This is a genomic window from Rhodococcoides trifolii, from assembly GCF_014635345.1.
Lineage (GTDB): Bacteria > Actinomycetota > Actinomycetes > Mycobacteriales > Mycobacteriaceae > Rhodococcoides > Rhodococcoides trifolii.
In genome coordinates this window covers 338,892-363,615 of sequence record NZ_BMCU01000001.1, presented here as the reverse complement: position 1 = coordinate 363,615, position 24,724 = coordinate 338,892, and the positions used below count along the sequence as shown (strand labels likewise).

General features: G+C 65.8%; 23 protein-coding genes. 11 read left to right on the top strand and 12 right to left on the bottom strand.

Features of this window, described 5'->3' with window-relative positions; translation table 11 throughout:
- Nucleotides 1–6: 6 nt before the first annotated feature.
- Together lppU and IEW02_RS01705 are read left to right on the top strand one after the other, a co-directional pair.
- Nucleotides 7–639, top strand: a complete 633-nt coding sequence (gene lppU, locus IEW02_RS01710; RefSeq protein ID WP_188542979.1) for an LppU family putative lipoprotein — start codon at nt 7–9, stop codon at nt 637–639.
- Nucleotides 636–2,048 (top strand): MFS transporter, encoded by a 1,413-nt coding sequence (locus IEW02_RS01705; protein ID WP_188542978.1) that lies wholly within the window; start codon nt 636–638, stop codon nt 2,046–2,048. Before lppU ends, IEW02_RS01705 begins: the two co-directional genes overlap by 4 nt.
- On the opposite strand, the gene IEW02_RS01700 is transcribed toward IEW02_RS01705, so the two are convergent.
- Nucleotides 2,049–2,654, bottom strand: a complete 606-nt coding sequence (locus tag IEW02_RS01700) for a sigma-70 family RNA polymerase sigma factor (protein WP_188542977.1) — start codon at nt 2,652–2,654, stop codon at nt 2,049–2,051.
- 201 nt (nt 2,655–2,855) lie between these two features.
- On the opposite strand from IEW02_RS01700, the gene ilvD reads away from it, so the two are divergent.
- Nucleotides 2,856–4,559, top strand: coding sequence for a dihydroxy-acid dehydratase (ilvD, locus tag IEW02_RS01695; protein WP_188542976.1), 1,704 nt, complete (start codon nt 2,856–2,858; stop codon nt 4,557–4,559).
- A gap of 30 nt (nt 4,560–4,589) precedes the next feature.
- Here the strand turns inward: ilvD and IEW02_RS01690 are convergent, their stop codons facing one another.
- The gene (locus tag IEW02_RS01690) at nt 4,590–6,605 is read right to left on the bottom strand and encodes an MFS transporter (protein ID WP_188542975.1); all 2,016 of its coding nucleotides are present in this window, start codon (nt 6,603–6,605) and stop codon (nt 4,590–4,592) included.
- A 420-nt stretch (nt 6,606–7,025) separates the two neighbouring features.
- Here IEW02_RS01690 and IEW02_RS01685 point away from each other — a divergent pair, with 420 nt between their 5' ends.
- Nucleotides 7,026–7,505 carry a DUF6764 family protein gene (locus tag IEW02_RS01685; RefSeq protein ID WP_188542974.1) on the top strand — a complete coding sequence of 160 codons (480 nt, stop codon included), beginning with the start codon at nt 7,026–7,028 and terminating at the stop codon, nt 7,503–7,505.
- Nucleotides 7,506–7,571: 66 nt separating this feature from the next.
- Here IEW02_RS01685 and IEW02_RS01680 read toward each other — a convergent pair whose 3' ends face one another.
- The 5 genes from IEW02_RS01680 to IEW02_RS01660 all read right to left on the bottom strand — a co-directional run bounded on the left by IEW02_RS01680 (nt 7,572) and on the right by IEW02_RS01660 (nt 10,839).
- Nucleotides 7,572–8,201 (bottom strand): chymotrypsin family serine protease, encoded by a 630-nt coding sequence (locus IEW02_RS01680; protein WP_188543935.1) that lies wholly within the window; start codon nt 8,199–8,201, stop codon nt 7,572–7,574.
- A gap of 93 nt (nt 8,202–8,294) precedes the next feature.
- Complete coding sequence (locus tag IEW02_RS01675; RefSeq protein ID WP_188542973.1) at nt 8,295–9,014, bottom strand: DUF6319 family protein; 720 nt, start codon at nt 9,012–9,014, stop codon at nt 8,295–8,297.
- Nucleotides 9,015–9,254: 240 nt separating this feature from the next.
- Nucleotides 9,255–9,665, bottom strand: a complete 411-nt coding sequence (locus IEW02_RS01670) for a VOC family protein (protein ID WP_188543934.1) — start codon at nt 9,663–9,665, stop codon at nt 9,255–9,257.
- 17 nt (nt 9,666–9,682) lie between these two features.
- Complete coding sequence (locus tag IEW02_RS01665) at nt 9,683–10,111, bottom strand: helix-turn-helix transcriptional regulator (protein WP_188542972.1); 429 nt, start codon at nt 10,109–10,111, stop codon at nt 9,683–9,685.
- Entirely contained in the window at nt 10,111–10,839 is a 729-nt protein-coding gene (locus tag IEW02_RS01660; protein WP_188542971.1) for a hypothetical protein, read from the bottom strand. The genes IEW02_RS01665 and IEW02_RS01660 overlap by 1 nt, the downstream gene beginning before the upstream one ends.
- 273 nt (nt 10,840–11,112) lie before the next feature.
- Between IEW02_RS01660 and IEW02_RS01655 the strand changes: the two genes are divergently transcribed.
- From IEW02_RS01655 to IEW02_RS01635, 5 genes are all read left to right on the top strand, one after another.
- The gene (locus IEW02_RS01655; RefSeq protein WP_188542970.1) at nt 11,113–13,401 is read left to right on the top strand and encodes a glycerol-3-phosphate 1-O-acyltransferase; all 2,289 of its coding nucleotides are present in this window, start codon (nt 11,113–11,115) and stop codon (nt 13,399–13,401) included.
- On the top strand, nt 13,398–14,828 hold the full coding sequence (locus IEW02_RS01650) for an HAD-IB family hydrolase (RefSeq protein ID WP_188542969.1): 1,431 nt from the start codon (nt 13,398–13,400) through the stop codon (nt 14,826–14,828). The genes IEW02_RS01655 and IEW02_RS01650 overlap by 4 nt, the downstream gene beginning before the upstream one ends.
- Complete coding sequence (locus IEW02_RS01645; RefSeq protein ID WP_188542968.1) at nt 14,821–15,945, top strand: adenylate/guanylate cyclase domain-containing protein; 1,125 nt, start codon at nt 14,821–14,823, stop codon at nt 15,943–15,945. The genes IEW02_RS01650 and IEW02_RS01645 overlap by 8 nt, the downstream gene beginning before the upstream one ends.
- A 57-nt stretch (nt 15,946–16,002) precedes the next feature.
- Nucleotides 16,003–16,299, top strand: coding sequence for a chorismate mutase (locus tag IEW02_RS01640; RefSeq protein WP_371829900.1), 297 nt, complete (start codon nt 16,003–16,005; stop codon nt 16,297–16,299).
- 84 nt (nt 16,300–16,383) lie between these two features.
- On the top strand, nt 16,384–17,565 hold the full coding sequence (locus IEW02_RS01635) for a lipase family protein (protein ID WP_188542967.1): 1,182 nt from the start codon (nt 16,384–16,386) through the stop codon (nt 17,563–17,565).
- On the opposite strand, the gene IEW02_RS01630 is transcribed toward IEW02_RS01635, so the two are convergent.
- Entirely contained in the window at nt 17,549–18,046 is a 498-nt protein-coding gene (locus IEW02_RS01630) for a MarR family winged helix-turn-helix transcriptional regulator (RefSeq protein WP_188542966.1), read from the bottom strand. The genes IEW02_RS01635 and IEW02_RS01630 overlap by 17 nt on opposite strands.
- Nucleotides 18,047–18,112: 66 nt before the next feature.
- Between IEW02_RS01630 and IEW02_RS01625 the strand changes: the two genes are divergently transcribed.
- Nucleotides 18,113–20,221, top strand: coding sequence for an MMPL family transporter (locus tag IEW02_RS01625; RefSeq protein ID WP_188542965.1), 2,109 nt, complete (start codon nt 18,113–18,115; stop codon nt 20,219–20,221).
- On the top strand, nt 20,205–20,816 hold the full coding sequence (locus IEW02_RS01620) for a lipocalin family protein (RefSeq protein ID WP_188542964.1): 612 nt from the start codon (nt 20,205–20,207) through the stop codon (nt 20,814–20,816). Before IEW02_RS01625 ends, IEW02_RS01620 begins: the two co-directional genes overlap by 17 nt.
- A gap of 16 nt (nt 20,817–20,832) precedes the next feature.
- Here IEW02_RS01620 and IEW02_RS01615 read toward each other — a convergent pair whose 3' ends face one another.
- From IEW02_RS01615 to IEW02_RS01600, 4 genes are all read right to left on the bottom strand, one after another.
- Nucleotides 20,833–21,192 (bottom strand): universal stress protein, encoded by a 360-nt coding sequence (locus IEW02_RS01615; RefSeq protein WP_188542963.1) that lies wholly within the window; start codon nt 21,190–21,192, stop codon nt 20,833–20,835.
- 26 nt (nt 21,193–21,218) lie between these two features.
- Nucleotides 21,219–22,634, bottom strand: a complete 1,416-nt coding sequence (locus tag IEW02_RS01610) for a sugar porter family MFS transporter (protein WP_188542962.1) — start codon at nt 22,632–22,634, stop codon at nt 21,219–21,221.
- A gap of 161 nt (nt 22,635–22,795) precedes the next feature.
- Entirely contained in the window at nt 22,796–23,869 is a 1,074-nt protein-coding gene (locus IEW02_RS01605; protein WP_188542961.1) for an MSMEG_0565 family glycosyltransferase, read from the bottom strand.
- Nucleotides 23,870–23,873: 4 nt separating this feature from the next.
- Complete coding sequence (locus IEW02_RS01600) at nt 23,874–24,713, bottom strand: carbon-nitrogen hydrolase family protein (protein ID WP_188542960.1); 840 nt, start codon at nt 24,711–24,713, stop codon at nt 23,874–23,876.
- Nucleotides 24,714–24,724 lie beyond the last annotated feature (11 nt).

The following is a 24,724-nucleotide window of genomic DNA, read 5'->3' as shown; positions in this document are numbered from 1 at the left end:
TGCGCGATGAGTGTTTCGTTCCGACCTGCACGTGCGGCCCTCGCGGCCGTCGCCATCGCGTCGGCCTTCGTTCTGGTCGGCTGCGGGTCGACGATCGAAGGCAACCCCGTCGCGCAGGCAGGGATCGTGCCGGCCACCGGCAGCTCACCGAGCACCGGCAGTTCACCGAGCAGCACCGCCACCCCGGGCACCACCGCGCCTCCGGTGACCGGAATCGACGAGGGGGGTGACGTGGACATCGACGTGGAAATCGGTGATTGCGTCGAACTCGGCGGAACCATCTCGGACGCAACCATCGACAACGCCGTGTGTGGATCACCCGAGTCCAACTACCGGGTCGTGGCGAAGGTGCCGTCCGGTGATCAGTGCGGGTCGGACGTCGATCAGTACTACTACGAGACGTATCGGGGTGTGGAGCAGGGCGCTCTGTGCCTCGACATCGATTACGTGGTCGGCGGCTGCATGGACGTGGGGACCCCGGACCCCACCCGAATCGACTGCGACGAGAGCGCGATCGACGGGGTTCGCGTGACCGAGATTCTGACCGGCACCACCGACGTGGACTCGTGCGCGGACCCGGCCACCTACGGATACACCCACGACGAGCGCAATTTCGTCGTGTGCGTCGAGGAGCTGTGACGGTCCCTCTGAAGACCGGGCGCGGCCGATGGATCGTCGCCGCCACCGTCCTCGGATCCTCCCTGGCGATGCTCGACTCCACTGTCGTGAACATCGCGCTACCGGACATCGGAGCCGATCTCGACGCACAGGTACAGGGCCTGCAGTGGACGCTCAGCGGATACACCCTGACCCTGGCCGCATTCATTCTTCTCGGCGGATCGTTGGGTGACAGATTCGGCCGTCGACGCGTGTTCATCCTGGGGACGGTGTGGTTCACGGCCGCGTCGTTGCTGTGCGGGCTCTCCCCCAACATCGAAACTCTCGTCGCCGCCCGAATTCTGCAGGGTGTCGGTGCGGCGCTGCTCACTCCGGGAAGCCTGGCGCTCATTTCCGCGTCGATCGACCCCGACGACCGTGGGGCGGCCATCGGCCTGTGGTCCGGGCTCGGCGGAGTCGCGTCGGCTGCGGGGCCCTTGCTGGGCGGGTGGCTCGTCGAGGTGGCCGGGTGGCGGACGGTGTTCCTGATCAACGTGCCGCTCGCAATCGCCGTGGTGTTCGTGGCGGCGCGTCACGTGCCGGAAAGTCTCGACCCGGAGGCGCCGAAGAAGCTGGACTTCGTCGGCGCTGCGGTCGGAGCGTTCGCGCTTGCGGGTCTGACGTACGGACTGATCGAGACCCAGCTCGTTCCCGCCCTCGCCGGCATCGTCGCGCTCGGGTTGTTCGTGTGGCTGGAACGACGCAGCGACCACCCGCTCGTGCCGCCGACGCTCTTCTCGTCCCGCGTCTTCGTCGCCGCGAACCTGGTGACGTTCGCCGTCTATGCGGCCCTCGGCGGGGTGTTCTTCCTGCTGTTGCTGCAACTGCAGATCGTGGTCGGGTATTCGCCGCTCGCAGCGGGACTGTCGACCCTCCCGATCACCGCCTTGATGCTGGTCCTGTCGTCCCGCGCCGGAGCTTTGGCGTCACGAATCGGTCCGCGACTCCCCTTGACCGTCGGGCCCGTCGTCGCCGCTGCCGGGCTGCTGCTGATGACCCGAATCGATCAGGGTGCGTCCTACGTCGGCTCCGTGCTACCCGCTGTCGTCGTGTTCGGGCTGGGACTCTCGACCCTGGTCGCGCCGTTGACCACGGCTGTCCTGGCGGCCGCACCGACCGAGCACGCCGGTACGGCGTCGGGAGTGAACAACGCAGTCGCGCGAACCTCTCAACTGCTTGCGGTCGCCGCCCTGCCCGCGCTGGCAGGAATCGCCGGTGCGGACTACGACCGGCCCGACGTGTTCGACGCCGGCTTCCAGACGTCCATGCTGGTCTGCGCCGGGCTGCTGGTGGTCGGCGGGGCCATCGCCGCCGTCATGATCCGTGCGCCGCGACGCGGAGCCGCGTCGACGGTTCACTGCGACGTGAGCGGGCCCCGCCTCACCCGCTGATCATTCTGCGAGACAGGCGATTCCAGGATCCGCTCGCAGGTTGGCGAGCGCGCTACGGATGCGTGATTTCATCGTCGACACGGGGATGCCCATGCGATCGGCCGCCTCGGCATAGGTCAGACCCTCGAAGAACGCCATGAACAGGCATTCACGCTGCCGGAGGGACAGATCACCGAGCGCGCTCATCACCGGTCGGCGATCGAGGAAGCTGGCGGAGGCGTCGTTCGGCGTCCCGAGAGCGTCGTCGAGCATGGCGTACCGAGATTCGCGATCGGACCGCGACTGCTCGGACCGGACCCGGTCGATGGCCCTGCGATGCGCCATCGTGACCAACCACGCGCTGGGTGATCCGCTTGCGCGAGAGAAGGATGGGGCCTTCTGCCAGACCTCGAGGTAGACGTCTTGGACGCACTCCTCGGTGAACCCGCGGTCGCGCAGGACGCGGAGCACTGCACCGTAGACACGGGTGGATGTTGCGTCGTAGAACTGAGCAAAGGCCTGACGGTCACCGCGCCCGATAGCTTCGAGCAGGCTGGACAGTTCGGCCACGGAGTACTGCGTTCGACCATCGTTGATCGAGTCACGTTGTGCGAGTGACGAGTTCATAGCAGGTACCTCGATTCACGACCCTACTGATGTATTGATCGTGTACCCGATCGTGCCAGCGCTACTCGTCGGTACCGCATCGCAAGTGTAGCGATAAGGTCACCGATGTATAACGGATCGGTAACGAGAATCGGTTGTCGCAACCGTTCCGCAGGACCACGCCGACAGGGTGGATCTGCGACCGGTCTAGGGTTTTCGATCATGAGTGCAGGTGCAGAGAACGACATCAAGCCACGCAGTCGCGACGTCACCGACGGACTGGAGAAAACCGCTGCTCGCGGCATGCTTCGCGCCGTCGGGATGGGTGACGCCGACTGGGGCAAGTCGCAGATCGGTGTTGCGTCGTCCTGGAACGAGATCACCCCGTGCAACCTCTCCCTGGATCGTCTCGCGAAGGCGGTCAAGGAGGGTGTTCACACCGGCGGTGGCTACCCCCTCGAGTTCGGCACCATCTCCGTCTCCGACGGCATCTCCATGGGCCACGAGGGCATGCACTTCTCCCTGGTCTCGCGTGAGGTCATCGCCGACAGCGTCGAGACGGTCATCAGTGCCGAGCGTCTCGACGGCTCCGTTCTTCTCGCCGGATGCGACAAGTCGCTCCCCGGAATGCTGATGGCGGCGGCGCGGCTCGATCTCGCCAGCGTCTTCCTCTACGCCGGATCGACACTCCCCGGCTTCGCAACTCTGTCCGACGGCAGCGAGCACCAGGTCACCATCATCGACGCCTTCGAGGCGGTGGGCGCGTGCTCGCGCGGCCTGATGTCCCGCGAGGACGTCGACACGATCGAGCGCGCCATCTGTCCTGGCGAGGGCGCCTGCGGCGGTATGTACACCGCGAACACCATGGCCAGCGCCGCCGAAGCCATGGGAATGTCGCTGCCCGGCAGCGCCGCGCCCCCCGCCCCCGACAAGCGGCGCGACGGATTCGCGCGCGCCAGCGGCGAGGCCGTCGTCGAACTTCTCCGCCGGGGCATCACCACCCGCGACATCATGACCAAGGAGGCGTTCGAGAACGCCATCGCCGTCGTCATGGCCTTCGGCGGCTCCACCAACGCCGTGCTGCACCTGCTCGCGATCGCCTACGAAGCGCACGTCGAACTCACGCTCGACGATTTCGTTCGAGTCGGCGCCAAGGTTCCACACCTCGCCGACGTCAAACCGTTCGGCAAGCACGTCATGACGGACGTCGATCGCATCGGCGGCGTCCCCGTGATCATGAAGGCGCTGCTCGACGCCGGCCTGCTGCACGGCGACTGCCTCACCGTCACCGGCGAGACCGTCGCGCAGAATCTCGCGCACATCGCACCCCCCGACCCGGACGGTCTCGTTCTTCGCGCGATGAACAAGCCCATCCACCCGACGGGCGGCATCACGATCCTGAAGGGGTCGCTCGCTCCCGGCGGTGCCGTGGTCAAGTCGGCCGGATTCGATTCCGACGTGTTCGAGGGCACTGCACGGGTTTTCGAACGCGAGCGTGCCGCCATGGATGCGCTCGAGGACGGCACCATCACCGCGGGCGACGTCGTCGTCATCCGCTACGAGGGCCCCAAGGGCGGACCCGGTATGCGCGAGATGCTTGCCATCACCGGCGCCATCAAGGGCGCCGGACTGGGCAAGGACGTCCTGCTCATGACCGACGGCCGCTTCTCCGGAGGCACGACCGGTCTGTGCGTCGGACACATCGCTCCCGAGGCGGTCGACGGCGGACCCATCGCCTTCGTGAAGGACGGCGACAAGATTCGTCTCGACGTGGCCAGCGGCACCTTGGACGTGCTCGTCGACGACGACGAGTTCGCCGCGCGCAAGGAAGGCTGGCAGCCCGCGCCCCCGCGCTACACCCGAGGCGTGCTCGCGAAATACTCGAAGCTGGTCGGCTCGGCGTCGCAGGGAGCAGTCTGCGGCTGACGGGCCCGAGTTACTACAACGGCCCCGGTTTTACAAGGGCATGGCCCAGGCGGAACTCGAACGCTCGTCCGCCCCATGGTCGGTACGGTCGGTGACCGCAGCGAACTCGTAGATGTTTTGCTGCGCCGCTATGGCCACCGGCCAGGGCGACGGGCGCAACAGCGGACGTTCGGCGAGGAACTGCGCCGCGTGCAGTTCGTCCTCGGCGGCTCTCCTACGGCTGCGGGCGACATCACCCAACGCCAGCCGGAGCAGGTTGAGTTGGCCGGTGTCGCTGAGGGCTTCCTCCTCCGCAACCGCCGCCTGCAGTTTCGAGACCTTGGCGGCCAGTTGGTAGATGTTCGGCCGCGCCTCCACCGAGAGGTCCGTCACCGAGCTCGTATGCATAACTGCAACAGACGGTTTGGACGCGGACGGTTGCTCCAGCAGATGTTCGAGTTCGGCAACCTCGCGGGCCGCCCCGTCGGACATCCGCTTCCGGCCGGGGAGCAACAACCCGACGACAACCGCACCGACCCCGAAGACGACGGCCGCAATGATCGAGGTGTGCACGACGGCTCGGTTGAACGCGTCGATCGCATTGACCTCGAGGGTGTTCGCGTAACCCGCGAGAAAGTTGTTCTCGCGCAGAATGTCCGAGACGATCGCCGCGCCCGCGACCGAGTCGCCGGATGCTTCGATTGCCTGTGCGGCCTGCGCCGTCGGCTGACCGTCGGCGCCCCTGCCCGGAAAACCGGTCAGGAACGGGGCGATGCCGCTATGGTACGACGTTGCGAGAATCGAACCCAGAACCGCGATTCCGAAGGAGCCGCCGAGTTCGAGGGCGGTGTCGTTGAGCCCGCCGGCGACGCCCAGCTTGTTGTCCGGAAACTCGCCCATGATGGCGTCGGTACAGGGCGATACAGCCAGGCCGATGCCGAATCCCAACAGGGTCAGTACCGGAACGAAGTCGAGGAACGTTGCGCCGGTGCCGATTCGGACCATCGACGCCACCGCGAGCGTTCCGACGAGCATGCCGGCGGTGACGGTGTACCGCATGCCCAACTTCGGCGTCAGCCACTGGGTGACCGCCGAACCGACGAACACTGCGCCGGCGAGCGGCAGGAGATGCACACCGGTGGCGACGGGACCATAGTCGAGAACGAACTGAAGGTATTGCGCCACATAGTAAATAGCGCCGAAGGTGACGAGAAAAAACAACAGGACGGCAAGCGTCGCACCGGTGAGGACCCGCGAGCGGAAGGCCCGCACGTCGAGAAGCGGGTTCGGATGCCACAGTTCCCAGGCGACGAACGCGGCGATACTCGCCGCTCCGACGACGGCGAACAGTCGCGGACCGTCGGCCCACCCGGAGTGCATTCCTTCGATGATCGCGTATACGACCGATGCCACGCCGACGACCGACAACACTCCGCCGAGCCAATCGATCCGGCCGGGATTCACTGCGCGCGACGGCGGGACGAGCGCGATGGCTGCCACGATCGCGAACACCGTGATGGGCACGTTGATCAGGAAACTCGAACCCCACCAATAGCTTTCGAGCAGCCACCCGGCGAGCAGCGGACCCATCGCGATCGCCAGACCGGACGTCGCCGCCCAGATGGTGACGGCGGTGGCGCGCTCCCGCTTGGGAAACGTTGCGACGAGAAGCGAGAGCGTGGCCGGCATGACGATCGCCGCGGCCACACCCATCACGACACGCGCCGCGATCACGCCGGCGGTCGCGTCCGTCAGAGCGCCCGCAACAGACCCTGCCGTGAAGGTCGACAACCCCAACAGCAGCGCACCGCGTCGGGAGTATCGGTCGCCGATGACTCCGAACAGCAGCATGAGTGCGGCGTACGGCACGGTGTATCCGTCGATGACCCACTGCAGATCGGCGCTCGACAGCTGCAGATCCATGGTCATCGCCGGTGCAGCCACCAGCAACGACGTGTTGGCCATGACGACGACCAGCAGGCTCAGGCACAGAACCCCCAGTGCCGCCCAACGTTTGGCGTACGGCTTTTCCATCTCCTGGACAGGCGTCATCGCGAGCAGTGTCATGTGTGTTCCCCCCGTATGCACCACTTGCGACACACCGCGAGCAGTGCTGAGCAGCCTAGAAAGGCTGCTTTACAATCCGCAATTCTATGTGTCGGCCGTTACACGCCGCGCCGGCACTTCTGGAGTCGCGCACCAAAACGGTTGCCGCACAATGGAGCTGCTCCCAAGCCAGAGGATCTGCATCGACTCGGCTCGACCGGCCGCCGAACGCAGGCCGTCGAGTCCGGTTCGTTACCTTATCGTGATACTGCCGTTATCTCTGCGAGTGTTGCTCGAGGCCTCCACGGGGAACACTGCGTGCAGGAGGTCGTCAGCAGACTTAGGTTTTCGGGGGACACCCGATCTGCCACGAGTCCGGATGGCGGTCGACCAAGCGTCAGCAGTCCTGCTGTCGTGTCAGCGCACGCGAAAGGTTCTTCGATGTCTCTCTCGACCAGAATGATCGGCGGTATCGGGGTAGTTGGAACGGCTATCGCACTCGCCGTGATCGCACCCGGCGCCGCTTCGGCCGCACCCACCACCTGCCTGAGCCCCGCCGGCGCACCGGCCCGCTCGCTCACCGACGCCCTCTCGGGCTGCGCGAGCATCAGCGACGCGACCAGCGCCGCGGCTGCGTACGGCTACAACGGAACGGGCGACGCCGCGGCCGACCTGAACTCGTTGGCCCTCGCCCTCGGCTTCACCGGCGGCGACGCTTCCTCCACCGCCAGCAACGGTGCCGCACCGGCCGCAATCGCGTACGGCATCGACTCCGTCGCGACGGCAACCGGCACGGCCCCCGGCCTGTCCATCGCCATCGCTGCACCCGGCTCCACCGTCAGCATCACCGATCTCGGTGCAGTGTGCGACGGCCCCGGATTCGCCGGCAGCCTCGTCACCCTGCAGGCCTGCCTCGGCTGACCACTAGACCCGACAAGAAATGGCCGCCGTCCCGAGGGATGGCGGCCATTTCTTGTCGAACGTGTCTCAGGGGATCGGAGCGAACCCGGTTCCCACTCCGCCACCACGATTGATGTCGTCGAGAATCGCGCCGATGTCGGTACCCACCTCGGGCCCCACGCAGGAGAACGGTCCCAGGTAGGCGTTGACCATGCCGACCAACGTGGTCCCGGCGAGTACCGGACCACCGGAATCACCCTGCACGACGCAGATCTGCGTGTAGGTCTTGCTGTTCTGGAAGAACTGTCCGTACGTGATGCCGCAGGTGGTGCCGGTGGTGCGGCCTTCCTTGCACATCACGCCGGGGAACGTCGCAGGCGAGCCGAGTCCGGTGATGGTGGCGTTGCCGACGTGGTTGGTCGGAGCCACACGGCTCGGATCGAACTGGATCACCGCGTAGTCGAGGCCCGGAACCGAGGACACGATTCGGCCCACGACACCGGAATCGGGCGAGTACTCCGCTCCGACTAGGTCACCCGGAACGCCGCAGTGGCCAGCCGTCAACCCGACCAGCCGCCCCCCGGCGTCGTAACCGATGGTGGTGAGCGTGCACTCGAACTTTCCGGTTCCCGCGGAGTCCGCGGTCATGATGCCGGAACCGCCGCCCAATACGGCGACAGGAACGGCCGACGCGGTCCCCACCCCGACGCCCGCCATCACTGCGGCGATCGTGGCCACGACAAATACAAGTCTTTTCAAGTCTGTTCCCTCCGAAGGTGAGCTCACAGTAGCAAGCCGACGTGACCGGAGTCAGTGACCTTCCAGGCGAGCCAGCGCTGCACGCGCAGATTCGAGCTCGTCGCTGAGCTCGGCGATCCGTCGCTGAGCGGCGGCGCGTGCCGATTCGATGACCTCGTCGACCGCTGCGACGACGGTCGGGTCGCCCAGCTCCCTCATCGCTCGCGCAACGCGGTCGGCGGCGACATCGGCGGGCTTGCCCTGCCGCTTCGCCCCGCTGGACACCGACACCGTCCAACTGTTGTCGGCGCCGGACGTGATGGTGACGCTCACCGCGCTGGGCTGCGCCTTCGGGCGACGAGCGGGCTTCGGTCGAGCCGCCGGGGGCTCGGCGGGCTCGGCCGAAGCCTCTTCCACCGCTGCGGGAGTCGTCACCACGGCGGCAAGTCGAGGTGCAGCCGTCGCGAGCCGCGACGTGGCCTTGGGCTGAGGCTGTGGCTGTGGCTGGGACTTCGGTTGGGGCTCGGCCGGCGCCCGGGTGAGCCTCAACTCGTCCGCTTCGAAGGGCAGCTGATCGTCGACACCCTTCGGCCGCACCGTCACCGTCGTGCCGTCCACCGACACCACCCGCGCGGACGCACCGGCCTCCAGCCCCAGCGACGGGGTGGGTTCCCGCAGGTAGACGGTCGCCCGACGCCCCTCCGCGAGGGCAGCGGTGATCGAGTTCAAGTCGTCGACGGTCAGAACGTCTGTGGCCGGTCGCGATCTGCGCGTGCGGGACGGTGCGGTCATCGGCCAAGCTTCGCACATACGTGCGAGGAAATCGAAGATGCCACGCCTCCCGACGACTGGTCACCTTCCGGCAGTCCGCACAGTATGCAACCGGTGCGGATTGCTGGGACGTGTTCAGTCGTGCAGCTCGGACTCACGTCACATCCCTTACACGCCCTACCGACCGACGCTGAGCGTTCATTCTTCGCGCAGATTTTCCCAATTCGGCGAATCCGAGACAGTAATGAACGCAGCCCCGCCTCACCCCGCCTGCTGAATCCGGACCATGTTTCCTGCCGGGTCTCGCACCGCGCAATCTCGCGTTCCCCACTGCTGTTCCATCGGTTCCTGCACGATGTCGGCGTTGCTCGCCTCGATCTTCTCGAAGGTGGCATCGAGGTCGTCGGTCGCGAGCAGAAGGGAGGCGTACGTTCCCTTCGCAATCATGTCGACGATGACCGCGCGTTCGGCGTCGCTGATGCTGGGGTCCGCAGCCGGTGGCGTCAGCACTATCGAGGTATCCGGCTGACCGGGCGGCCCGACGGTGATCCAGCGCATGTCGCCGTATCCGACGTCGAGTCGCACTTCGAAGCCGAGGACGTCTCGGAAGAAGGCGAGGGACGCTTCGGCGTCGGTGTGGGGGAGGAAGGAGGCGTGGATGGTGATGGTGATGGTCATGGACCGGAACGCTATTGATCCACGCCGGAGTCCGCTTCTCGATTCCTGACCGGTTTGGTGGCGACTTTGACCAAACAGGCCGGAACTCCGTCCGTGGCGCCGACCGCGCTGCGCCGGTACGCACTCGGCGACATCCCGACCAGCTCGCTGAAACGCGTGCTGAAGGTGCCGAGCGAGGAGAACCCGACGGCGAAGCATGCGTCGGTGACGGTGCGATCACCACGGCGAAGCAGGGTCATGGCCCGCTCGATGCGGCGTGTCATGAGATAGCTGTACGGCGATTCGCCGTAGGCCAAGCGGAATTGTCTGCTCAGATGCCCCGCCGACATGTGCGCACCGCGCGCCAGCGCTTCCACGTCGAGGGGTTGCGCGAAGTCGCGGTCGATGCGGTCGCGTACGCGTCGCAGCCGGACCAGGCTTTCGGTCCGCGGTGTCGTCATCAGGAGGTGGTAGAAATCGAGTTCACCAACGAACTCAGCAGGTCGGCGACCTGACCGCGGTCGGCATTGCTCAGTGGCGTGAACCGATCACCATTGCTGACACCCGTGGCGTACGTGCTGTCGACGTAGACCGAGACACCGTCGACGACCGCGTACGCACTGAGGCTCGTGCTGGAGGTCGTCGCCCCGTCCGTTACGTCTTGCACATCGAACTGCGCGAAGAACGTGTCCGTGACCCCATCCGCGTCCGTCAGCACCTTGGGCAGGTCCAACGTTTCGGCCTTCTGACTACCGGAGGCGTTGTTCTCTGCCGGAAGTTCGGTGGAGGGGCACTTGTCGACGAATTCTCGCAGCATGCCGAAACTGTCGGGACCGTCGACCATGATCACCGATGTCGAGAAGTACGTGTCCTCCGACGTAGCCGCATTGCCGACGAGGTCGTCTGCGGACTCGAACAGCTGCCGACGTGAGTCGTTCGCGGTTTGGAGAATGTCGTTGCATTTGCCGGCGGACACCGACGGTCCCGTGCCTTCGACCAGCTGGTTCTTGGTCGCCGTCTCGATCGACACCGCCATCGGGTAGTCCGACTCGTCGGGCAACAGCTCCGCCAACGACGGCGGATCACTCTGCGAGCCCTCGACCTTCGGGGAACCCTCGATCTCGGTTCCGGCCGAGCATCCGACCAACAGAGACAGTGCAGCAATGGGAACGATCCAACCGGTCCGCATGTGTCCGAGACTAACAATCAGCGGCGATCTGTACACCGGCATCGGAATGGGGACCCGCGTCGCGCCGCCCGGTCGGGGGGCTAGGCGACGCGACACGGATCCGATCATGAAGTCGTCGACCACAGACTTTGTGTTACCGGCGTAATTCGATCGAATGATCGCAGTGACAAGACACAAAGCGCCGGGTCCGATCCGTCGCCGGAAAGTGGCACCGAGGTACAGGTCCCGGGCGTAGCGTTGCCGCCACCAGTCCCGGCGGAAAGCGACACGTTCATGTCTCAACTCGATTCACGCCGCGCCTCGACGGGTAGCAACTCCCACGTCTATCTGATCGATGCGATGTCCGATCTCGACGTACAAGCGGCGAATCAGTGGATCGACGATCAGTCGGGCGACTCCGAGCACCGGCCCGAGTCGGTCGTGATGTCACCGGACACGCTCGCCGAATTCACCGACTCCGCGGCCGCTTCCGATCCGCTCGTCGTGCCCTTGCGCGTCTCGCACAAGTCCCCCGACCAGCAGCTCGCGCTGAGTCGACGGGTCGTGTCTCGCCTGAGCAAGTCGGTCCTGCGTTGGGCCCCCGCGCAGGACGCCGATTCGTGGACCATCGTCGTCGGCGAACCGGCAACCTTGTCCGACCTGCGCGAGCGGTTCGACGACACCGGCGGCCGATCGCTGTCGGCGTTCATCGCGCGTCAGGCATCTCTGGCGCTGGACCGGGCCGAGCGTGAGGTCATCGGCTCCGAGTACAAGGTGCCGCGGTTCGTCGTCGAGGAAATGACCGACCGAGCGTCGTTCCGAACCGACCTGGCCGCACTGGCCGAGTCGGCCGATCGACCCGTCGAGGACGTCGAGAACCGCGTCCACGAAATCCTCGACGAGATGGTGGCGACCGAGAACCATCGCGCCGTGGACCTGTGGGGACAGCTGGGCAAGTACTTCTCGCGTGCGTACAACGTCGAGGTCGACAAGACCGGACTCCAGGCCGTACGGGACCTGAACAAGACGCACCCGTTGGTGTTCCTACCCAATCACCGGTCCTACCTCGACCCACTGGTGTTGCGGCCCGCCCTCCTCAAGGAGGGGTTCCCGATGAACCACGTGATGGGTGGGATCAACGTCGGGTTCTGGCCGATCGGCCCCCTCGCCAAACGCAGCGGCGTCGTGCTCATTCAGCGCAAGTTCTCCGACGAGATCTACAAGTGGACTCTGCGCCAGTACATGAGCTTCCTGCTGGGCAAGAAGTTCAACCTCGAGTGGTACATCGAGGGCGGCCGGTCCAGGACCGGAAAGCTGCGCCCGCCCAGGTTCGGACTGTTGTCGTACCTGTTCGACGCGCTCGACAACAGCACCGCGTCCGACGCGTACCTGGTGCCCACCTCGATCACCTACGACCGGCTTCACGAAGTCTCGACCATGGCCGAAGAGATGCATGGCGCGCAGAAGCAGGCCGAGGGCATCCGCATGGCCATCGGGTACATCCGCGCGCAGGGCAAGATCCGTGGAACGGTCTATCTGTCGTTCGGGACGCCGATGTCGGTTCGCGGGTTCCTCGACGCCAACGAGGACAAGCGAGTGGCGGTGCAGAAGGCCGCTCTGGCGGTGTCGCATGCCATCAACGAGGCCACGCCCGTCACGCCGGCGGCGCTGGTGGCCATGGCGATGCTCGGAATCGAGGACCGCGCGCTCAACGTCAACGAGATGTGGTCGATCATCGCTCCGCTCTCGACGTACATCCGAGATCGCGGCCTGCCCACTGCGGGTGGAATCGACCTCGACAACGTCGACGTGATGACCTCGGCCGTCCGCGCGCAGGTCGCTGCCGGCGTGGTGAAGCGCTTCGACGAGGGACCCGAGCCGCTGTTCTACCTGGCTCAGGACAAGCACCTGGTGCTCGCGTTCTTCCGTAACAACGCAATTCACTTCTTCGTCATGCGCGCAATCGGCGAACTGGTGGTGTTGCGCACCAAGGACTGCCCGACCGGAGTGGTTGCGGCCGAGGACCTGTGGAAGTCGGCACTCGAGCTCCGCGATCTGCTGAAGTTCGAGTTCTTCTTCGGGGACAAGCGCGAGTTCGGCGAGCGTCTCGAAGCCGAGGTCGATCTGATCGACCCGCAGTGGCGCACAGCCATCTCGGAACCCTCGTATGCGGTGAAGTCGCTCGAGAGCCAGCCGTTCCATCTGGCTCATCGTGTTCTGCAGCCGATCTTCGAGGCGTATCAGGTTGTGGCAGATCAGCTTCTGATGTTGTCTCCGGGCAAGGAGTTCGACAAGCCGGCGTTCCTGACCGAGTGCCTCGGGGCGGCGCAGGCCAAGCGTCTTCGACAGCAACTCGAACACAGCGACGCCATTTCGAACGAGTTGTTCGACACCGCACTGCAATTGGCCGAGAACCGGGATCTGCTCGACTCCGACGCCGCAGGTGTGACCGTCCGCAGGCGCGACTTTGCCGCCGAGATAGCGTCGTGGGCGCGCGTGTCGGGCCAGATCCGCGTGATGGCACACATTGCACTGGACAAGGTCGACGCCGACGCAGCTCGTCGACGAGGGGAGAACACATGATCACGATGCCCACACTTCTGGAGCAGATCGCAGATGCTCCTCGGGGACCCGGCACCGTGGCATTCTTCGACTTCGACGGGACCGTCATCGACGGATTCTCCGCCGGCGCGATCTTCAAGGAACGGCTTCGCCGTCTCGACGTCAACGTCGTCGAGCTGTGGGACATCACGAGTGCGGTTCTCGAGATGCGCGTACGCAACTCGACGGTCGACAACCTCATGGACAAGGCCGTTCGCGCACTCGAGGGCAAAACGCACGAAGAGCTGCTGGAACAGGCCTACGCACTGTTCCGGTCCGAGATCGCAGCCATGATCTTCCCTCAGATCAGGGCAGTCGTGCACGCCCATCACGAGGCCGGGCACCTCGTGGTCATGTCGACGTCGGCGACCCCGTATCAGGCCGTCCCGGTGTGCGACGACCTCGGATTCGACGATTTGATCGCCACCATCCCGACGGTCGACGCGTCGGGCGTGCTCACCGGGGAGCTCGACGGACGGTCCCTGTGGGGCCCACGCAAGGCGCAGGCCATCCTGGACTGGGCCGAGAGTCACGACGTCGACATCGATCAGTGCTTCGGCTACTCCAACGGTTTCGAGGACGTGCCGATGCTCGAGACGGTCGGGACCCCGGTTGCGCTGAATCCCGACAAGGATCTCGAGCGCGAAGCCCGCGAGCGCGGATGGCCGACACTGCATCTGACGAAGCCGCAGCGTGGGGCCGACGTGGTGTCGACCGTGCGGACGGTGACCGCTCTGGGTTCGGTGATGGCGAGCGCGGGACTCGGTGCGGCACTGGGCATTCTGGGTCGCAACCGGCGCACCGGGGCGAACGTCACCAACGCGATGGCACCTGCTCTGGCCCTGGCCATCATGGGCGTCAAGGTCGAGGTGGAGGGTGAGGAGAATCTGTGGAGCCACCGCCCTGCAGTGTTCATGTTCAACCACCAGAGCACGCTGGACGCCATCGTGGTCTCGGGCATCATCGCCCGTGACGTCACGGCGATCGCGAAGAAGGAACTGAGCCGCGATCCGCGGTTCGCACTCCTGGGTGCGGTGTTCGACGTGGCGTACGTCGACCGATCCGACAGCAAAGCCGCGCGAGAGGCGATGCAACCGGCCATCGACAAACTCCACAGCGGGGTGTCGGTGGCCATCGCACCGGAAGGCACCCGCATGCCCACCACGCGGCTCGGGAAGTTCAAGAAGGGCGGCTTCCACCTCGCGATGGAGGCGGGAGTACCGATCGTGCCCATCGTTCTGCACGACACCGGTTCGGTCATGTGGAAGTCCTCGTTCACCGCGCACTCCGGAAGTGTCCGAGTGACCGTGGGGGAGCCCATTCCCACCACCGACTGGGATCCGACGAAGCTCGACGAGTACGTCGACGATGTTCGTTCCTTCTTCGACAGAACGCTGGGAAATGTCTGAATCGGACGGCGGGCAGGCCGGAGGCCGGTCGGAATCAGGCGGCGGGCAGGCCGGAGGCCGGTCGGAATCGGACGTGTCGGAGCTGGTTCGGTCCGAGATCGATCGCAACCTGCTCGGCGGAGACGTCCGCTACGACCGGACGCAGGTCGCCGACGCGGTGGGTATCGATCTGGCTCGCGCACAACAACTCTGGGTGGCCATGGGCTTCCCGGTCAACCCCGACGAGAACGCGGTCATGTTCACCGACGCCGACATCGAGGCGCTGAAGTTGATCACCGGCCTCGTCGACGCGGAGATCATCGAGCAGTCCATGGAAGTCGCGATCGCGCGCACCCTGGGTCAGTCGATGTCGCGCCTGGCGGAGTGGCAGATCGGCGTGGTCAACAACTATGTCGTCAAGCAACTTCAGGAGCGGTCGTCGTCGACCGACGCGGACACCGTGCGGCGGGAGGCCCGTGACCTGGCCGCCAAGACCGTGCCCACCATCGAGTCGCTGCAGAACTACGCGTGGCGTCGACACCTCGCTGCCGTCGCCGGCCGTGCGCTGGCAACCGACAGCGAGGGCGAGTCGAGCTCGGTCACGTGCGTCGGATTTGCCGACATGGTCGGCTACACCAGCCTCACCCGTCGGCTCGGGGTCGACGAGCTCACGTCGCTGCTGGAGGAGTTCGAGAGCGTCACCACGAACACGATCGCGCGCGGGCGCGGTTCGGTGATCAAGAACGTGGGCGACGAGGTGATGTTCCAGACGTCGACTCCCGCGGACGCCGCCCGGATCGCGCTGCACCTGCACGAGGCGTTCAGTGACCGGGAGGACGTGCCCGATCTGCGGGTGGGCATTGCGCTGGGACCGGTCCTCGCTCGATTCGGCGATCTGTATGGCTCGGTGGTCAACATCGCCGCCCGCCTGACCAGCGTCGCGCATCCCGGGACGGTTCTCGTGGACTCGGAGATGGCCGACGCGCTGGCCGACGACGAGTCGTTCCGCCTCAAATCGGTCCGCCCGTTCCGGGTCCGGGGGTACCGCAGGCTTCGCCCCTACTCGTTGCGTTGGCAAAAGGTACACGGCAAGGGCGACGACGGCGACGTGATATCCGTCTCGGAGAAAAACTCGTAACGACCGGTAACACTCCGGAACGCGACAGCGACATGCTTTGTGACACGAGGAGTGGATATGAGTCTTCTGATGCACACGACGGCACCGTCGCAGGTCACCACCGCACCGGCAGAAACCGAGTTGCCGACCACCGAAGCCGAGCTCGACGAGCTTCAGACCGAAATCGAGCGTATCGACGCGGATATTCAGGCTGCTGTTCAGCGCCGTTCCGAGTTGGCCGCGCGCATCGGCCGCACGCAGGTTTCGTCGAACCGTGAGCTCGAAGTTCTCGATCATTTCTCCGAGCTCGGCCAGGAAGGCCGCACCCTCGGCATGCTGATGCTGCGCATCGGCCGCGGTCGGCAGAGCAAGTAGCCTTTCCGCCTGTACCTCGCAGAAGGGGACGTCCCGCTGGGACGTCCCCTTTTCGCTGTCCTAGAGTGACAGCAGGGGGTAGAGATGACTTTGTTCGGTGTGATGGATCGTGTGCTGGCCGGACGACTGCCGGTGAATCCACCGGACGACCCCTACGCATCGATCCTTCCCACGCCCATCGGCAACGACGACTTCTTCCTCACTCCCCCGGGAATCGACGATCTCGCGCCCGGTGAGGTGATCCGTCGACGGATCACCCGCGGTCTCGTTCCGCGCCCGCGAACGGTGCTGCATCAGTTCATGGTGCGGTCGACGGACGCGCGCGGTCGTCCCGCCGGGGTCACGGCGTCGCTTCTCGTTCCGAAGCGTCCGTGGACCGGTTCCGGGCCGCGGCCCGTCGTCGCGCACAACGTCGCCATCGACTCTCTCGGTGCGACGAGCACCCCGTCGTACCGTCTCGTGCACGGCGTGGGTGCCGACCTGCCTCCGGTCATGCCGCTGTGGCTCGCTCGCGGGTACGCCGTGCTGGTCGCCGATCATCAGGGTCCCCGGATGTCGTATTCCGAGGGAACGATGGCCGGGCACGCGGTGCTCGACGCGATCCGCGGCATGAAGGCGGTGCTGCCCGAGCTGGCGGACAGCCCGGTGGTGGCCTACGGATACAGCGGCGGCGCCATCGCGACCACCTGGACCGCTCAGTTGCAGCCGTCGTACGCCCCCGACGTGACGCTTGCCGGCGCAGTCGCCGGTGGAACTCCCACCGATTTCTCCTTGCTCCTGGACACGATGAACGGCACCATCGCCGCGGGTCTCCTCGGCGCCGCCAGCATGGGCCTCGCCCGTGAGCACCCGGAGATGGTGGAGCTCTTCGGACCGAAGGCGTTGCTTCTGGCCTCGTGGGTGAAGGACATGTCCGTGCTACCGCTGGCTCTCGGCGGCTTGATGCGTATGCGACTAGAAGACCTCACCGACGAGCCCAACCCGTTCGAGACCGACATCGCCCGCCGGGTGATCGAGGCCAACCGCCCTGGCGCCACTGCTCCCGCCGCACCGTTCGCGTTCTTTCACGGCTCCGCGAGCAAACTGATCGGCGATCGCTACATTCCCGAAGCGGGCGTCACCACGCTCGTCGAGCAGTGGCGCCAGGGCGGTGCGAACGTGCACTACGAACCCGTCGCCGGCGACCACTTCATCGGCGCCATGACGGGGTTGCCCTTCGTGATGCGCTGGACTGCACGGCAATTCGCGCTCAGCGGGTCGAGTTAGGGCGCCGTCCTCCCAGTTCGCCGTGGTAGGTCTGCATGGCCGTGATCATGGCCGCGAACACCCTGTGTGCCGCGGCCAGGTCGCTGTCCGGTAGGTCTGCCATCGCCTCGCGGGTGTGGGCACCGAGTGGGGTGAAGAACTCGCGGGCCACCTCCATCCCCGGATCGGAGTACCGCAGGATCACGCGTCGACGGTCGGTCTCGTCAGGTTCGCGCATGATGTGCCCCGATGTGATCATGCGTTCCACGAGGTAGGTCATGGCCGCGGACGAGAGGCCCAACGCCTGCCCGAGCTCACCGGGCGTGGACGGACGCCCGGACATGTCGCTGATCATGATGTGAAGCAGCGCACGAAAGTCGTTGGGCCCGAGGCTGTGCTGCTGGGCGAAGATGCGCGAGATCTGGTCCGACGCCGCGGAGAGCGCGCGCACGTCGGACGCCATCTGCGACTCGAGTTCGCGACGCGTTTCGCCTTCCGACATGGCTCGAAGGGTACTCCATCAATCTCTCAGTTGCTTAATGATTAAGTATCTGAAATTATCGATCCCATGCCTGACACCTCGCGCTGGGACGGTGTGGCCGCCCTCGTCACGCGGCGCCGTTCGTGGGCCGTCGCACTGGCAGTACTCGTCTTCTCCGCCGCACTCATGGGCTTCGTCGGAAGCAACGATTCGGCCGGACAGTCACCGACGTCGCTTCCTCCGTCCTCGGAATCTGCTGCGGTGCAGTCACTTCTCCAACAGTTCCCCGATTCCGACACCGCCCCGGTCATCCTGGTAGTGACCCGAGGAGACGGTGCGGAACTGACCCCGACCGATCTGGCCGACGCCGAGAATGCGGCAGCCAGGATGGCGTCGACGGTCGGTGCGGCGGCTCCCCCGGCCGTTCCCTCGCCCGACGGGCAAGCCGCCATCGCTCCCGTACAGATCGATTCGTCCCTGTCGGGCTTCGACTTGAACGACGCGGTGTCCTCGCTGCGGTCCGCAGCGACCGACGGCCTGCCGACCGATCTGACCGCACAGGTCACCGGGGGTCCCGCATTCGGCGCGGACATCGCCAATTCCTTTGCGGGAGCCGACTTCCGGCTCCTGGCCGTGACGGCGGCCGTGGTGGCGCTGCTCCTGATCGTCACGTACCGCTCTCCCATCCTGTGGCTGGTTCCTCTCCTCGTGGTGGGTATCGCCGATCGCGTCGCCAGTACCGTCGGCACCGCCGTCGCCGACCTCACCGGCTTGACCTTCGACGGTTCCACATCGGGAATCACCAGCGTGCTCGTGTTCGGCGCCGGCACGAACTATGCGCTGCTGCTGATCTCGCGCTACCGGGAAGAGTTGATGCGGGAAAGCAACCACCGACTGGCCCTGACACACGCGGTACGCCAGTCGGGCCCGGCAATCCTCGCCAGCAACGTGACCGTCGTGCTCGCCCTGCTGTCCCTCGTGCTCGGCATCCTGCCCAGCACTCGCAGCCTCGGCGCCCTCGCAGCCGCCGGACTGATCGTGGCGGCGATCTTCGTACTGTTCGTACTGCCCCCCGCACTCGCTCTGTGTGGGCGAAAGGTGTTCTGGCCGTTCGTACCCGAGGTGTCTAAGACGTCCGGGACGGGTCACGAGCACACCGGCGTCTGGTACCGCATCGCGTCGGCGGTCGCGCGCACTCCAGGCCGGGTCGCCGCGATCTCGGTCGTCGTGCTGGCCGTCTGCGCCGTCGGCGTGCTCGGCACCGGGATCGGACTGTCCCAGACCGATCAGTTCCGAGTCTCGGCCGATTCGGTGGACGGCTTCGACACGCTGGCACAACACTTTCCGGCCGGATCGTCGGACCCGACGACTGTCGTCGCCCGGACTTCCGAGGCCGACGCGGTGGTCCGCGCGATCGACGGCACACCGGGTGTCGACTCGTCCACGGATGTCGCGCAGTCCGACTCGGGCCTGACTCGATGGTCGGTGGTGCTGACGTCCGACCCGGCGTCCGAAGCGGCGTTCGACACCGTTGCGTCACTTCGCGCGGCGGTCCACGACGTCGCGGGAGCGCAGGCCCTCGTGGGCGGAAGCGACGCGCAGGCGTACGACATCAGCACTGCAGCCTCGCGAGATCGACTACTGCTGATCCCGATCGTTCTCGTCATCGTGCTCGTGGTGTTGCTCGTCCTCCTGAGAGCCGTTGTGGCGCCGCTGATTCTCGTCGCTGCGACCGTACTGAGCGCCCTCGCTGCGCTGGGCGTCGGTAGCTGGGTCAGCGAGCACCTGTTCGGTTTCCCCGCCCTGGACGACAACGTTCCGCTCTTCGCCTTCCTCTTCCTGGTAGCGCTCGGAGTGGACTACACGATCTTCCTGATCACCCGTGCACGCGAGGAGACTCCCGAGCACGGAACCCGCGCCGGTATCGTTCGAGCCGTGGGGGCTACCGGGGGCGTGATCACCAGCGCCGGCGTCGTCCTGGCCGCGGTGTTCTGCGTGCTCGGAGTGCTCCCCCTGATCACCCTGACCCAACTCGGCATCATCGTGTGCATCGGCATCCTGCTGGACACGTTCGTCGTCCGGACCGTGGTCATCCCCGCCCTCTTCACCCTGATCGGTCCCCGCGTCTGGTGGCCGAGCGCCCGTGCAACCGCAGAAAAAATCAACCAAGGAGATCCGAATGTCTTTGCGTCGTAGTCTGACTCGTGCCGTGATCGCCGGTGCCCTCATGGCCGGTGCCGTTTTCGGTGCCGTCGCACCGGCCGGTGCCGCACCGCTCTTCGAGCCGCTCGCGCCGATCCAGAAGCTGGACGTGGATCGGTACACCGGCGACTGGTGGCAGCTGGCTGCCGTGCCGCAGCCGTTCAACCTGAACTGCGCCAAGGACACCAAGGCCAACTACCAGCTGATCGACCCGAACAACGTGCGTGTGCAGAACACGTGCACCACGTGGTCCGGTGGGCAGAACCTCATCGTCGGCAACGCCCGTGTCAACGACCCGGTCACCACCGCACAGCTGCACGTCAGCTTCCCCGGCGTTCCCACACAGGAGAACCCCGACGGCCCGACCAACTACATCGTCACCTACATCGCCGACGACTACTCGTGGGCTCTGGTCGGCGATCCGTTCCGCACGTCCGGCTTCGTGCTCTCACGCTCCCCGCAGGCAACGCCCGACCAGTGGCGCGAGATCCGTCGCGTCGTGGAGCAGCGTGGGTACAACGCGTGCCTGGTGATCACCTCACCGACCACCGCGGGTTCGCCGGACATCCGTCCGCTCTGCACGGTCTAGATCCGATCGGTCGGTGCTAGGCGGGAGTCTTGACCGCCAGCACCGACACCGGTGACGTCATCAGCAGCCGTTGACTCACACTGCCCAGCAACGCTTTGCTCACTCGGCTGCGCCGTTTGATACCGATGACCAGACGAGTGACGTCGGGGTTCGCGTCGATCTCGTCGATGACCGCAGTCACCGGATCACGATCGGCGCGGCCCGCACGTTCGATGAGGGTGACGGATAGATTCTCCGGCAGTGTGGACAAGTCCAAGCTGCTCAGCGTGAGGTTCATCGCCAGCAAGTCGGTGCCCAGCATCGCCGCTTCCTCCGCTGCGGCCGCGAGTGCGTAGGACCCTTCGCCGCTGTCGGTGACGGCCACGAGTACGGACATGATTCATGCTCCTGTCGGGGTCGATGTCATGCGTATTCCTTGCGGAATCGCTCTTCCAGCTTCTCGAGGGATTGACCGCGTGTCTCCGGTACCTGTGTCTTGACGAAGATCAGGGCCAGTATTCCGAGCGCCGCGAAGATGAAGAACGTCGGGGCGATGCCGAGTGCGTTGACCACCGGCGGGAATGCAAGGGCCACAACCGCGTTGGCGATCCACAGCGCGAAGACGCAGACGCCGATGGCGAAACTGCGGATTTTGAGGGGGAAGATCTCGGCGAGCATCAGCCACACCAGCGGCCCGATGGTTCCCTGCATCGAGAAGACGAACAAGACCACGAACACCAGAATGAAGTACGCCTTCGCGGTGCCGTCCGGAAGCAGGAGCGCAGACAGCCCGACGAGGATGTGGAAGGTTGTCGTGAGCGCGAACCCGCCCAGCAGCATCGTGCGGCGGTCGACACGGTTCATGAGGAAGAGACCGACCGTGATACCGAGGACGCTGAACAGCCCGTTGAGGATGTTGGCCAGAATGGCTGCGCTGGAGGAGAACCCGGCATCGCCGAGCAGCTGCGTTCCGTAGTACATCACGGAGTTGATGCCGGTGAACTGCTGGAAGACTCCCAGACCGACGCCGATGAAGATGAGCCGACGGATCCAGCGCACGGACAGGTCCGCCGCACCGCCGGTCTGCGACAACTTCTCCTCGTCGGCCAGCGCCCGCACCTCGGCCATCTCCGCTTCGGCGCGTTCCGGAGAGCGCACCTGCTTCAGCACCGCGAGCGCCTCGTCCTCCCGGCCCTGAGAGAGCAGCCATCGGGGGCTCTCCGGCATCCGGAGCATGCCGACGAACAGGACGATGGCCGGCAGTACCGCGACGAGCAGCATGAAGCGCCACACGATGTCGTGCTGTCCCCAGATGTTGAAGATGATCGCGTTGACGACGAACGCGGCGAACTGGCCGCTGACGATCATGACCTCGTTCCGGGTGACCAAGCTGCCACGTCGCTCGACGGGGGCGATCTCGGAGAGGTAGACGGGAACCGTCGCGGACGCGCCGCCGACGGCGAGACCCAGGACGAATCGGAACACCGCGAGGATCTCCCACGACGGCGCCAGGACGCAGCCGAGGGTGCCGACCATGAAGACGAGGGCGAGCACGAGGATGTTGTGGCGGCGCCCGTACTTGTCCGACAATCGCCCGCCGACGAGAGCGCCGATGGCAGCACCGAAGATCAGGATGCTGACGACGAAGCCTTCGGTGAAGGAGGTCAGGCCGAGGTCGGCTTTGAGGGGCTCGAGTGCACCGTTGATCACGCCGGTGTCGTAGCCGAAGAGCAGTCCGCCGAAGGTGGCGATCACGGCGATGACGCCGAGTCGATGCGAGTGTGGTCCCCGCGTGTCAGGGGGTAGTTCCACTCCGGAGGAGCCGGTGGTCCGTGTCATGCGATTTCCTTTGCGTCGTCGCGAAGGACAAGGTGCCCGCGACGGCGTTGACAGGAGGGGCCGACGCCGTCCAGGTACTCAATCCATGTATGTATGTCTTTACATACTACCCGAGGTGAGAAGCAGGTCACATCGAGCCCGTGGTGTGACGGTAACCCCGCCTAACGAGCGGTGGCGTAGAACTCCAGATGCTTGTCCGCGGCGTCGTCCCAGCTGAGCGACGACGCGAGCGCGACACCCGCGTCGCGCCGATGACTCGGACCGGTCAGCGCGTCGGCAAGTCGGTCTGCCGTCTCCTCGTGAGTCGACGCGTACTGCACCGTCTCGCCGAACACTTCGTGGAACACCGGAAGGTCACGCGTGACGACGGGAGTGCCCGCCGCGAGAGCCTCCATCGCGGCGAGACCGAACCCCTCCTTGGTCGAGAGGAAGGCGAACGCGGACGCCCCGGCGACGAGAGACGGCAAGTCGTCGTTGTCGACGGTGCCGAGCACACTCGGTGTCACGGCCAGTTCGGCCAGCCGCGCGTCGAACTCTTCTCGGTAGCCGCGGTAGTCGAACAACGTCTCACCTCCCGCGAACACCAGGGAGACCTCCGGTAGTCGTTTCTGCAGCAGCGCATAGGATTCGAGCAGATCCAGGCTTCCCTTGCGGGGCTCGATACCACCGACCGCAAGAACGTATCTCCCGAATCGCGTGCGCCACCGATCGACCAGTGGGGACCGTGCACCGGCGACGAATCTCTTCGCGTCGACGCCGTTCGGTATCACCGTCGGCTCGTACCCCCATCCTGCACGCACCTCGTCGGCGACCGCGCGGGACACACAGATCCGAGCGTAGGGCTGCACGATCGCCTTCTCGTGACATTCCGCGAGTGCGGGGGTGGTGAAATGCTCGAGATGATGAATCGTCCGAATGCACTCTCCCACAGCATTTGCCGTGATGCAGTCCTGCGCGTGCACCACATCGGCACCCGATCGGTCGAACGCGGCAGCCATGACGGAGATGGACCGCAGAATGCGATCACTGACCGTCTCGTCCTCGATCGACGGGAACGGAACGAGTCGCACGGTCACCGCGGGATCGACTGCGCGATAGAACCCTTCGTCGCCACCGCGTGCCAGTGACCACAGCGTGACGTCGCAGCCGGCGCGGGCGAGGGCCTCGGCGAGTTCCACCGTGTGCACCACGCCGCCGCGCGGCTTGGTCGAGTACGTCAGCAACGAGACACGCACAGTCCTAATCCTTTCCAATCCGGTAGGCGTCCATACGCATCTCGTCGAGATGACGCAGGACTCGTCGGGCACGGTCGACCTCGGCACCGATGTCGATGTCGCACACTGCGAGTCCGCCTTTGGCCCACGTCTTCGAGAGCACCTCCCCGCCCGGGCCCACCACCTTTGCCTGTCCGAGAAACCGCAGTGATCCCATCACCCCGGTCTGGTTCGACGAGACAAGCACCACCTGATTCTCCGCCGCCCGCGCCGCGTCGTAGAGATCGAACAACCGCGACTGCCGGTCGTTCGGCAACCGAGACGCGCGGTCGGTCACGCTCGCGGGCCAAGCGGACAGCGCCGCGATGACGCGTGCGCCGTCCAGCGCCAAGGTTCGCGCGGCCTCGGGAAAGGTCTTGTCGTAGTCGATCAGCATGCCCATGCGTCCCACCGGAGTATCGAACGCATCGAAACGGTCGCCCGCCGCGTAGGCCAGGGACTCGCCGGCCGGTTGGTGCACCTTGCGGTGTCGGCCGAGAATGCCGTCACCCGTGACACACACCGCCGAGTTGAAGTGCAGACCGTTCTCGGCCGCCTCGGTGTACCCGACGCACACGGTCATCGGCCCGGCAGCCGCGACGATGGCCCCGATCTCGGGCCCGTCCGGATCGATTGCCGGGGGCAGTTCGTCCATGTCGGGCGCCCTGAGGTCGCCGATGTATCCCCCGAGCGACGCGTCGGGCAGCACCAGCAACTCGATGCCGTCGCGATGGGCGCCCTCGATGATGCCGACGATCTTCGAGACCGCGCGGTCGACGTCTCTGCCGAAATGTGCTGCGAGGGCAGCGACTCGGGTCGGCGTCATCGAGTCAGCCT